General features: G+C 66.3%; 8 protein-coding genes and 1 pseudogene. 5 read left to right on the top strand and 4 right to left on the bottom strand.

Annotated elements, in window-relative coordinates; all coding sequences use genetic code 11:
• Positions 1–291: 291 nt before the first annotated feature.
• Positions 292–1,062 (bottom strand): hypothetical protein, encoded by a 771-nt coding sequence (locus AB0M46_RS41390; protein WP_363345366.1) that lies wholly within the window; start codon positions 1,060–1,062, stop codon positions 292–294.
• Positions 1,063–1,427: 365 nt separating this feature from the next.
• On the opposite strand from AB0M46_RS41390, the gene AB0M46_RS41385 reads away from it, so the two are divergent.
• The 4 genes and pseudogenes from AB0M46_RS41385 (at position 1,428) to AB0M46_RS41370 (ending at position 6,436) form a co-directional block, all read left to right on the top strand.
• Positions 1,428–2,063: a hypothetical protein gene (locus AB0M46_RS41385; RefSeq protein WP_363345365.1), complete on the top strand. Its 636-nt coding sequence runs from the start codon at positions 1,428–1,430 to the stop codon at positions 2,061–2,063.
• A gap of 88 nt (positions 2,064–2,151) precedes the next feature.
• The gene (locus AB0M46_RS41380) at positions 2,152–3,555 is read left to right on the top strand and encodes a transcriptional regulator (protein ID WP_363345364.1); all 1,404 of its coding nucleotides are present in this window, start codon (positions 2,152–2,154) and stop codon (positions 3,553–3,555) included.
• Positions 3,552–5,384 (top strand): DEAD/DEAH box helicase, encoded by a 1,833-nt coding sequence (locus AB0M46_RS41375; RefSeq protein ID WP_363345363.1) that lies wholly within the window; start codon positions 3,552–3,554, stop codon positions 5,382–5,384. The genes AB0M46_RS41380 and AB0M46_RS41375 overlap by 4 nt, the downstream gene beginning before the upstream one ends.
• Before the next feature lie 198 nt (positions 5,385–5,582).
• Positions 5,583–6,436, top strand: a pseudogene (locus AB0M46_RS41370) (IS5 family transposase).
• A 128-nt stretch (positions 6,437–6,564) separates the two neighbouring features.
• Here the strand turns inward: AB0M46_RS41370 and AB0M46_RS41365 are convergent.
• Positions 6,565–7,275, bottom strand: coding sequence for a hypothetical protein (locus AB0M46_RS41365; protein ID WP_363345362.1), 711 nt, complete (start codon positions 7,273–7,275; stop codon positions 6,565–6,567).
• A 70-nt stretch (positions 7,276–7,345) separates the two neighbouring features.
• Here AB0M46_RS41365 and AB0M46_RS41360 point away from each other — a divergent pair, with 70 nt between their 5' ends.
• Complete coding sequence (locus AB0M46_RS41360) at positions 7,346–8,149, top strand: TetR/AcrR family transcriptional regulator (protein WP_363345361.1); 804 nt, start codon at positions 7,346–7,348, stop codon at positions 8,147–8,149.
• A 106-nt stretch (positions 8,150–8,255) separates the two neighbouring features.
• Here the strand turns inward: AB0M46_RS41360 and AB0M46_RS41355 are convergent, their stop codons facing one another.
• Both AB0M46_RS41355 and AB0M46_RS41350 read right to left on the bottom strand, forming a co-directional pair.
• The gene (locus tag AB0M46_RS41355) at positions 8,256–9,098 is read right to left on the bottom strand and encodes an NAD(P)-dependent oxidoreductase (protein WP_363345360.1); all 843 of its coding nucleotides are present in this window, start codon (positions 9,096–9,098) and stop codon (positions 8,256–8,258) included.
• A 47-nt stretch (positions 9,099–9,145) separates the two neighbouring features.
• On the bottom strand, positions 9,146–11,317 hold the full coding sequence (locus tag AB0M46_RS41350) for an HAD-IC family P-type ATPase (protein ID WP_363345359.1): 2,172 nt from the start codon (positions 11,315–11,317) through the stop codon (positions 9,146–9,148).
• Between the last annotated feature and the right edge of the window lie 296 nt (positions 11,318–11,613).

Genomic DNA, 11,613 nt, shown 5'->3' with positions numbered 1-11,613 from the left:
TCGCTTCTTCCCCACGTTCTCCATGATGCTAGACATCCTCCCGGAGACCCCAGGTCCCCTGATCTCGGATGTCCGTCAAAACGGGGCAGGCCCAGTAGACGTCGGTGGCCCGGTTACGGTAGGGGCTCGCGTCGCCGCGTGCGCGGGCGTCGGCGCTGTACCTGCCGTCTGCTCGACCATCTCGGCCAGCTCGAGCATGTATGCGAGTGCAACGCTTCGTGCTACGCGCTGCCAGGCGACTACCCCAATGCGGCGATAGCGAGTCTTGACGCAGCTGGGCCTGGCCAGAGGCTATGCAGTCAGCCTGCGCCCAAGGAGTTCTGCGGCGCCGTCGGGGTCTGCACCGTCGAGTAGAACCTTGGCGATGCGCATCACTTCATGGTCGGTGCGCTGCGCAGCGTAGACGATGATGGCGTTAGCCGCCTCGGCGAGTCCCCGGCGATGGCAAGAGTTGATTGCGGCTGCCGTTTCGGGCGGCGTGGCGGCGAGTCCCATGTATCGCAGGATGCCGGCGGCGTCAGCAACCTGATCCGCAACCAGACGTGCCACGAGGTCATCCATTCCCAGCCACTCTCGCACGACGATCGGTTGCCGGTCCCCCTTCGGTGAGGGGACCGGCAACCTCGTGTCCAGCCCCGAGGTGCGGACAGGCCGATCGGCCGGCTGGCCGTTGGTGGACGGCGCAGCAGCCAGCAGCGGAGCAGCCTGCGCCCTTGATGCAGGGCAATTTGCACACGGCTGCTGGTCTTGGACCTCGTCCGCGGCCAGTAGAGCGCCATGAAGCCGTTCGACCTGGCTCATGGACACGGGTAAGGCTTCCGCTCCTACCTCGCGCTCGGCCAACTCGTGCAACATCCGCAAAGTGGTGAGGCTGGGGCGCTTTGTCTTGCCGTTGAGCAGGGCAGAGAACGCCGATTTCGACGACCGGCAGCGGTCGGCCACGCCACGTGTTCCGAGCTGCTTGCCGACCAGGAGCATATACAGACCACGCACCGCTTGCGTGAGCTCACGCTGCGGACCCTGCAGCCATTCAATATCGGACAATTCCCCGCGTTTCGGCAACCCTGACTCCAATCCGAGCGTGCCTAGCTACGGGCTCTCGATGTCTAGCGCGAGAGCCCGCCGTCCCGAAGCATTCTGTCGCGTGTTGCCGGATCTGCCGGTCCCTCATGTGTCCTGCTTTCGGATCGGGACACGAACCGCCTTCCGGATTGCACGGTGATCGGATTGGCTAGGTGAGTCAGCCGCCGGTTGGCCTGGGTCATCTGCTTCGGACATCGCTTGGTGTGACGTGACGTCATTCCAGCTCGGTCGTTCCTGACCGGGCCGGTGTCAGTGCACTTCAGGCTGGCCGTCGACCCGTAACGGCAACGAGAGGTGAATACCGCATGGTCATGCCTGCCTGGGATGACGCAAGGTTGGGCACCATGAAGCGGGCGGCACTGTGGCTCGTCCAGATCGTTGGCGAAGGCAACACCTTCACTAAGAACCAGCTGCGTGAGGCGTTCCCGGACGTGTCGCAGATCGATCGGCGTATGCGGGACCTGCGTGACTTCGGCTGGAAGATCGACACCAACCGCGAGGATATCGGCCTGGAGGCCCACGAGCAGCGCTTCACTCAGCGTGGTGCTTCGGTGTGGGAACCCGGCAAGGGCAGCCGTGATCGGATCACTACCATCACCTCGAGCCAGCGGCACGAGGTCCTGATGCGCGACGGGCACAAGTGCCGCAGCTGCGGCATCGGGCCCGGCGAGAAATACGCGGGCACTGATATCACATCGCAGCTCGATGTAGCCCGGCGGGTGGTGCGCCTGCCAGACGGCCGCCGGGAAACACAGGTGGTCATCGAATGCAACCGGTGCCGGGTTGGCAACCGCGAGCTGGTCGTTGACCTGCGTCAGGTGCTGGCGCAGATCGCGAAGCTGCCGGCGATCGAGAAGAGGATGCTCTCTGCCTGGATCGAGCAAGACGGCAGGACCTTCAGCGCGGTCGAAGAGGTATGGGCTGCCTACCGCACGCTGCCGGCTGACGCCCGCGAACATGTCCGCGACGCACTTGCTTGATAGTTCGACCGCCTGCGGCCTCGAGCAAGTCCATGGTTGGCGCCCAGGCCGACCGCTCACCTGTGACGACGTATCGGGAGAACGAAAGATGACATACGACTTCGGCGTGCCACCGCTCTCAACCACCAACCGTTCACTCGTCGAGCAGCGGCTGGGAGAGGTGGGCGAGACCGGCGGAGTGCCGGAGACGCTCAAGATCGAGTTTCGGGAGCAGCCCCTGAACGTCCAAGTGATCGACATGCCGGTGACGCAGCTGTTCTACAACCCTGGCACACACCGGATCCGGGCACAGCGCAGCCATGACGCTGAGAAAGACCGGGCACTCGATATCGATCCCTGGAGTGAGGGCAGTCAGGAGTATCTGCGCTACCTGCTCACTACGCAGCCGGCGGACCCGGCAAAGCGCGACCCGCGGTTCGACGAACTCAAGGAGAGCCTGCGCGATTACAAGCAGCTGGAACCTGGGCTGATCACGCGTGACGGCATCCTGGTCAACGGGAACACTCGCCATGCGGCTCTCAAGGAGCTGGGTGCCTCCACCATCCGCGTCGGGGTTCTCCCCGCATCATGCACCTGGGCTGACATCCATGCGGTGGAGCTCACTCTGCAACTGCGTCATGACCGCCGACGCGACTACTCGTACATCAATCACCTGCTGGCCCTTGAGGAACAGGTCGCCCTCGGCCGCTCGCTATCCGACATCGCCCGCGACTTCCACACCACGACGCCGGCGTGCGTGCGCGACGCTTGGATCCTCAACGAGCTTCGTGAGCTGATTCGCCGCAGCGCCAGCGGCGATTTCTCGCTGCGGCTGATGGACTTCGAGAACGACAAGGAGAAGCTCTTCGAGCTCTACCGCACTGTCACCAGCGAGAAGAGCAGGGAGAAGGCGGAGCTGCTCAAGGAAGCACGCCTAGCCGCGATCACCCTCGATTTCGCCAAGACGGACGTGCGGAACATTGGCTCGGACTTCCAGGCCCGGTTCCTTGAGCAGCGTCTGCCCGACGCGCTCAAGCCGAGTGCGGCCGCGCCCGCGGCCGTGACTATTCCCGGGCTGAACCGGACGGTGCCGACCGCCGGCCCGCAGGTCGCCGCTGCCCGCGCCCTGACCGACAAGGCCTTGAAACTCAAGGCGGTCGAGGTCGCCGGCGACAAGGCGGGGCCCAGTCAGCTGGCCGATGCATCCAGCGCAAAGCAAGAACTGAAGACTGCCTTTGACGAGGCCATCGAGTTCGCCGGGAAGGACTTCCGGATGCGCAAGAAGCGGCAGGCCGCCCCGGATCGGGTCACCGACGCCTGCAAAGACCTCGAGCAGTGCATCACCGATCTCGTCCTGGCTCGTGGCAACGGAAGCCTCGACCAGGAAGCGTTCGATGACGCGGTGCTGAAACTCAGGGGAGTCATGGGCCGTCTGGCCACCGAGGCCGGCAAAACGATCGAACTTCCCGGCGAAGGTGTCACCTGGCTGCGCGCGGTGGCGGTGCAGCAGTGATCGCCACGCCGGACGTCGCTGGACCATCGCTGCGCCTGTCCTTTGATGTCACCCGTACCCGGGTGGTGTTGCGCACCCACAGCCGTTTCCGAGATGACTTCACCAGATTGGTCGGGCGCATCGCCGTTGGTGCCCAGAGCGGTCCGGTTACGGCGGAGATTGATCTAGATGATTTTCTTGCCGGCATTGGCGAACTCGGCACTTGGACCCACGATCTGGTCGAGTGGGAGGACGCTCTCGCCACCCTAGTAAACGGCGTTCTTGACGATGCGGCGACAGCCGAGCAGAGCCTTGCCGGCACCGCGCCGCTAACCGGCACGCAAACCGTGGACCCAGCAGACGTCGATGCCTTGCTGGGTCCCGAGTGGACTGCCAATCTCACGACCTTCCAGCGCCGTGACATTGCGCGCCTGCTCACGCTGCGTCACGGGGCCAACTTCAGCGTTCCCGGCGCCGGCAAGACACGAGTCGCTCTCGCCGTCTTTGCCGCGATGCGCGAGGGCGGCGAGGCTCAGCGGGTGCTTGTCGTCTGCCCGAAGTCCGCGTATGAGGCGTGGGAGCTCGAGAGCGCCGCCTGCTTCAAGGAGCCGCTGCGCACGTCGGTGATGGCTGCCAGTCCTGACCCAGGCGCGGAGGTGCTCATCGTGAACTACGAGCGGATCGGCCGAGCTGTCGCCGGCCTGGCCGCATGGCTGCGCGCAGCCCCTGCGATGGTGATCCTCGACGAAGCGCACCGCATGAAGCTTGGCTCGATCGGCGCCTACGGAGCAGCCTGCCTAGCCCTCGGTCCACTCGCTCGCCGGAGGCTGATTCTTACCGGCACGCCGGCCCCGAACGGCGCACGTGATCTGGAGAGTCTGCTGTCGTTCGTCTGGCCTGGTCACGGTAAGCGGGTCGTCGGGGACGCAGTAGGCGGGGGGAACCTGGCTTATGCCAGCTCAGTGCTTCGTCCGCTGTTCACTCGCACAACCAAGCGCGAACTCGGGTTGCCACCGGTCGATACGAAGATCCGCTACGTGGATCTACCCCCGCTCCATCGGGAAATCTACGAGGCTCTCAAGGGCAACCCGTCCGCCCGCTCAGGAGACCTTGAGGCACTCGGCAAGGCGATGCTGAGAATGCTCATGGCAGCGACGAGCCCCGCCTTGCTCGAGGAGGGATCGACCCGCTACGAGCCGCTCGCCTACCAAGTGCCGCCGCTAGACGTGCCACCGGGAGATTCACTCCGCGCCCTGTTGAAGGGCCTCCCTGGCTACGAGCTTTCCCCCAAGTACGAGGAGGCCGTCAAGATCGTTGCCGAGAACGCGAAGCAGAGGCGGAAGACCCTCGTCTGGACCACGTTCGTGCGCAGTATCACCACCATGGAGCGCCTGCTCGAGCCGTTTGGGCCTGCTGCTGTACACGGTGGTACCCCGGATCGCGAGGAGCAGCTGAGGCGCTTCCGTACCGATCCGGACTGCCTGGTCCTCATCTCGAATCCCGCAACGCTGGGGGAGGGCATCAGCCTGCACCAGGTCTGCCACGACGCTCTCTATGTCGACCGGGACTTCATGGCCGGGCGTTTCCTGCAGAGCCTCGACCGCATTCATCGGCTCGGTCTGGCGCCCGAGACCGAGACACGGGTTACGGTACTGGCCGCGCGCGGAACAGTTGACGAGGTAGTGGCCCGGCGCCTTGAGGAAAAGCTCGAGTTCATGGGCAGCATCCTGGACGATCCATCCGTGCGGCAGCTCGGCGATCTGCAAGAGGACGACACATTCACAGCAGGCGGCATGGACGTTGCCGACATCCGTGCCCTGCTCGCCCACCTCAATAGCGGAGCAGCCTGACTGTCGCCGCTCACGCAATTCGGTTCTGTCGTACGAAGCGAGGAGGCGTCGCGCCCGGGGCCAGCAACACAGGTATCGCTTGTAAGAGAGACCGTCAATTGGGCGGAAGTCGGTCAAAGAAACGGTTCGGGGTAGCAAACAGGCACGGGTATGTCGATCATCGGAGTTCTCTACGCTCTGTGACCGACAAGGACGCCCGTGCCTGCCGTCCCATCATCGCTGTTGGAACCCGTCTGGGTCGAGTTCGCCACGCTGCTGCCCGAACACGGCGAGTTCCATCCCGATCATCCGCTGGGCTGCCACCGCCGTCGCATCCCGGACCGGGTGGTGTTCGAACACCTCGTTGACGCGCTGGTCCACGGGTCGGGCTACGAACGTATCGCCACCATCGGATGTTCGGACTCCACCATCCGCCGCCGGCTCAAAACCTGGGCGGCCGCCCGGCATCGCCGAGCGCGTCCACGCGGTAGCCCTCGCAGCCTACGACCGGATCATCGGCCTGCGGTTGGCCGACATCACCGCGGACGGATGTATCACCAAGGCCCCCTGCGGCGGAGACAAGGCCGGACCGTCCCCAGTGGACAGACGTAAGGGTGGCCTGAACGTCCGGCCGCCACCGACGGCGCCGGCGTCCCCTCGGGATCGTCTCCACGGGCGCCAACCGCCATGACTCACTCCTGCTCGGCCCGACACTGCAGGCGGCCGCCGACCAGGTCGGTGCACACTGGCCCGACGACGTCACCATCCATCTCGACGCCGGCTACGACTCGAACGTCACCCGCACCCTGCTCGACGAGCTGGGCCTGCCCGGCGAGATCGGCCGCAAGGGCGTCCCCGCGCCCGTGCAGGCCGGCAAAAGGTGGGTCGCCGAGCGTACGCATGCCTGGATGAACGGCTACGGCAAGCTACGCCGCTGCACCGACCGCGACGGCAAGATCGTGGACTTCTTCCTCTACCTCGCCGCCGCCTTCGTCACCATCCGTGCACTCATCCCCGAGGCTCGAACCCGGTATCGCTGGTCGACCAGGCCCACCACCCGCCGCCTCAAGTGATCCAATTGACGGTCTCTCTTAGCTCAGCCCCCTCCTTAGGCGGCAGGGCGAGGCAGGCGCATCGGTGGCGACTTCAGCAGAATTCGAGCCACCGAACTCGCCACGCGTGCGCGCCTATGCGTTGGCGGTCAAGCGAGGGTCGACGCCGGCGGAGTCTTCTTCAGCAACGTTGCGACGCCGACGGCCGCCAGCCAGATGGCGGCGTAGCCATTGAACATCGCGACCGCACCCCAGCCGTTGGAGGCGTAGAACTCCGACGAATTGAAGCCGAAGAACATCGACGGTACTGCGGCCAGGTGAAGGGCGGCGATGCCAAATGACGACCAGCCGACCCACCTGGGAAGTGCGCGGGTGCGCAGGGCCGCGTACCCGAAGGCAAGACCGAAGACGACCAGCATCAGGTGGCTGATGGAGCCGTAGAGCAGGTAGGTGGGTACGGTGCGCGTCGGGTCGATCTCCTCGGTGGCCTTGATGGCGCTGCCGCCTTCGAGTCCCTTGGCGACCATGTCGATGATCGCCCATGCCGCGCCAGCGGTACCGGCCACGGCGCCGAACCATTCGTACCGGGCGTCGGCTCGCGCGATCAGATACCGGACGCCCGTCATGGAGACCAGGAACAGCGTGAGCGCGAGGAAGTTGAAGAGTGTGCGCGTCAGGATCAGCCAGTCCGGCATAGGACTGCCGGTCTCGACACCGCAGGCCGCAGCATCACATGCCGGTACCACGAAGTAGAGAGGAAGTTCGGCCATCGCGAAGACGGCGCCGAGGATCGCGGCCAGGCCGATCCAGCGGCGAGCTGTGGCCGGGAGCTGAATCTGTGTATGCAGTGAAGTGTTCATGCCATGCACAGTAACAACAACTGTGCAAGCCGTCTACAATTTGGTTCAGACCTCTGAGAGGATGCCGGCCATGGCCCCACGTAAGAGCTCCGGACGCGGCGCCGTACCGGTCGCACCGGATCGCACGCGCACTGATGACGCGAATCTCGAGGCGCTGCCGCCCGGCCTGGCTGCAGCCTGGGGCGTTGTCGACACCGAGGGGCGGCGCGGTCCCAAGCCGGCGCACAGCGTCGAGGAGATCGTCGCGGCCGCGACGGAGTTGGCCGATGAGGAAGGCATCGCCGCGGCCTCGCTGCCGAAAGTGGCCAGCCGGATCGGCGTGACCACCAACGCGCTGTACCGCTACGTCAGCTCCAAGGATGAGCTCATCGTGCTGTTGGCCGATCGTGCCTGGGGCGACCCGCCCGCGTTGCCGGACGGCGATTGGCGAGAGGCAGCCGCGCTGTGGTCACGCCAGCTGTTCGAACGCTTTCTATCCCGTCCATGGCTGCTAGACGTACCGACAACTGTCCCCCTGACTCCGCACAACGCGGCCTGGTTGGATGCTCTGATCACTGTGCTCAAGCCGACCGGTATGGCGGCGCAGCACATGCTGACCTGTGCGTACCTCCTCGACAGCCACGCCCGGTACGTCGCCAACCTGCGGCGCAACACTCCAACACCGGCCGCGTTGCGCCGCGCAAATCCTGATCAGCAACGCGCGATGCGTGCGGTCCGCGTGTTCCTGGACAGCCAGCTCCGCTCCCGCAATCTGCATGCCGTCGCGGACGTGATGGAGGATCCGACGTTTCTCGACGACGAGCCCTCGCTCGATGGCTTCGAATTCGGCCTTGCGAGGATCCTCGACGGCATCGAGGCACATGTGCAGCGGTGAGAGACCTGTGCTCTTCGGCGACCGGCGAAGGGCATCACGTTCGCCTCTGATGCAGTTGCTTGATCAGCAGAACCCGGGCCAGTTTGCGGTCATGAACAGCGTGGCCTCACGAGGTCAGGAAGCCGTCGCGCCAGCTCGGGTACTGCAGCACGAGGCCCTGTGCCCGAGCACGGCCGTTGGCTACGGGGCGGCCGGCGTCGCCGGATCGGGTGACGAGCGGATCGGGGCCGTCCATCGCGCGAGCGAACACGGGTACCCAGTCGGTGCCTGGGGCTGGTTCGTCGTCGACGATGTTCCATGTGCCGGCCGGCCACCCGAGCGCGAGGAGGGTTGCCCGTGCGGCGTCGTCCACGTGGACGAACGAGGTGACCGTCTCGGTTGCCGGCAGGCCTCCGGCTCGGACAGCGTCGGCGAAGCGGCCGTTGCGTGCGTACCAGGTGCCGTTGCCGTAGAGCTGCCCGAATCGCAGCACGATGCCCTGTGAGCGTTCGTGTGCCGCGTTCTCCAGGGCTTGCACGCCGAGGATCGTGGTGCGTCGAGGTTCGGCGGCGTCAAGGTCGAGCGGTTCGTCCTCGTCCGCGGGAGCCGTGCCCGGGGCGTGGATCCACGAGATGCTTTCGGCGACGAACCGGTCCACCGCGGCCATCCGGGCGGCGTCGACCAGGTTTCTTGTTCCTTCGGTGCGTAGGAGGGCGTTGCTTGCCGAGTTGCCAGTGCTCAGGTCGGTCAGGAGGTCGACGATTGCGTCCGGGCGGGCTTTGGCGACCGCCTGGGCGACCTGGTCACGGTCGAGGGCGTCAGCGAGGACCGGGGTTGCTCCGAGTGCTTCGACCGTCTGTGTGCCTTGGCCGGATCGGGTCATCCCGATCACCTCGTGGCCGGCCGTGATCGCTAGTGGGAGGAAGGCCCGTCCCAGGACTCCGGACGCGCCGGCAACGAAGATCCGCATGTGGTCCTTCCTTTCTTGTGACAGGACGACGCTACGCGCGCGCTGGATCATTCAATCGGGCCCAGGGGTGGCGTGAGTTTGACGGCGAGGCTGACGAGCACGGCTCCGACGGCGGCGATGCCGACGGCGATCAGGATGTCGTGGAGGCCGCCTGGGTCGAAGGCGAAGAAGTCCTGGGCGAACGGGATGGTGAGGGCGAGTACGAAGAGCACTGCCATCGCGGCGATGAGCCCGATCCGCCAGGCTGTCATCGGGTGTACGACGAGCATGAGCACCCACCAGGTGATGAGGAACAGGGTGACGACGGCGGAGGTTCGGTCCTGTTCCAAGGTGGAGGCGGGGAGGTGCGCGGTCAGGAAGGACAGGAGCACCGTGGCCGCGCACGCGATGCCCGTGGGTACGGCGAAGCGCAGCACCCGGGGCACGAACCCCGGTTCGGCTCGCTGGAGGGTGGGCGCCAGCGCGAGGAAGAAGGCGGGGACACCGATGGTGAGCGCGTTGACCAGGGTGGAGTGCCGCGGGGCGAAGGGGAAGGCCAGCCCGGTCAGGCCGGTGAGCAGCGACAGTGTGATCGCGTAGAAGGTCTTGGTGAGGAACAGGTTGGAGACGCGCTCGATGTTGGCCAGCACTCTTCGTCCCTCGCCGACCAGGTGGGGGAGGGTGGCGAAGCGGTTGTCCAGCAGGACCACCTGGGCGACCGCCTTGGTGGCCGGGCTGCCCGCGCCCATCGCGATGCCGAGGTCGGCGTCCTTGAGCGCGAGCACGTCGTTGACCCCGTCGCCGGTCATCGCCACCACGTGGCCGCGCGACTGGAGCGCGCCGACGAACATCCGCTTCTGCTGAGGGGTCACCCGCCCGAAGACGGTGTTGGTGTCGAGGATCTCGGCGACCTTGTCGGGGTCGTCTTCGGGGAGGGTGCGTGCGTCGACGGCCCGGTCGCCCCCGGGGATGCCGAGGGTGGTGGCGATGACGGAGACGGCCTGCGGGTTGTCGCCGGAGAGGACCTTGACGGTGACGCCCTGCTTGGCGAAGTACGCCAGGGTCTCCTGGGCGTCGGGGCGCAGGCGCTGCGTGAGCGTGATGAGTGCGACGGCCTCCCCGTACTGCCCGTCCAGGTCGGGGGCGCGGCAGAGTGTGAGTACGCGGGCACCGGTGGAGGCGAGGGCGCTCGCCTTGGCGTGCGCGGGGCTGCCGGGGTCGATGAGGACGTCCGGAGCGCCGAGGATCCACGTCCCGTGGCCGTCGAAGTCCGCGCCGCTCCACTTGCGGGCGGAGGAGAACGGCACCCGCTGCCTGGCCGCCCAGCCGGTCGGCGTGGAAGGGTAGCGGGCCTGGATGGCCTGAGCCGTGGGGTTGGGGCGCGGGTCGGCGTTGGCGAGGGCGGCGAGAGCGTCCTCGATCGGCTCGCCGTCGCGCAGCGGTAGCACCTCGCCGAGGTCCATCCCGCCCTCGGTGAGGGTGCCTGTCTTGTCCAGGCACAGGACGTCCACCCTGGCGAGGCCCTCGATCGCGGGAAGTTCCTGCACCAGGCACTTGCGGCGGCCCAGGCGGATGACACCGACGGCGAAGGCGATGCTGGTCATCAGCACCAGCCCCTCCGGGATCATGGTGACGATGCCGGCAACGGCGCCGGTGATGGCGGTGCCGAAGTCCGCGTGGCGGTGGACCTGGCTGTAGATCAGCAGCGCGCCGATGGGGACAACCAGCCAGGTGATGTACTTGATGAAGCGGGCGACCCCGTCGCGCAGCTCAGAGCGGGTCAACGTGAACTTGCTCGCCGCGGCGGTCAGGCGCGCGGCGTAGGCGTCCTCGCCGACTTTGGTGGCGGTGAACGCGCCCGAGCCCGCGACGACGAAGCTGCCCGACAGCACCTGGTCGCCCGGCGCCTTGTGCACGGGATCGGCCTCGCCGTTCAACAGTGACTCGTCGACCTCCAACCCCTCGGATGCGCGGACCTCGCCGTCGACCAGAAGCCGGTCACCCGGCCCGACGAGGACGAGATCGCCAAGCATGACGTCGTACGGCGGGATCTCTCGCTCCGAGCCGTCCCTGCGCACCCTGACGGGGGCCTCGTTGACCACGGCCAGGCGGTCGAGGGTGCGCTTGGCGCGGAGTTCCTGCACGATGCCGATCAGCGAGTTGGCCACGATGACCAGGCCGAACAGCCCGTCCTGCCACTCGCCAAAGATCATGATGAGCAGCCACAGGACGGCGATCACCAGGTTGAACAGGGTGAGGACGTTCGCTCTGACGATAGCGCCGAAGGATCTGCTCGTCCTGCGCGGTGCGTCGTTGCGTTTCGAGACGGCGACCTGCGCTGACGTGAGCCCGTCCACTCCATCCCCCAAAGCCTCTGCATCGCGAAACTTCAGGCTAGACGCAAACTTGTCGCCGGCCAGGTACGCAGACCGTGATGTGCGTCGGAGACGACGAGACGCTCACGCTTAGTCAAGCTGCACGCTGCTGGCGCTTGGGGGGCGACGTGCCTAGCGGTGGGTGTGCGGGTATCCGGCGG

This window comes from Dactylosporangium sp. NPDC051485 (genome assembly GCF_040682015.1).
GTDB lineage: Bacteria > Actinomycetota > Actinomycetes > Mycobacteriales > Micromonosporaceae > Dactylosporangium.
Note: the sequence above shows the minus strand (reverse complement) of the source record. Positions and strands in the feature narration are given on the sequence as shown.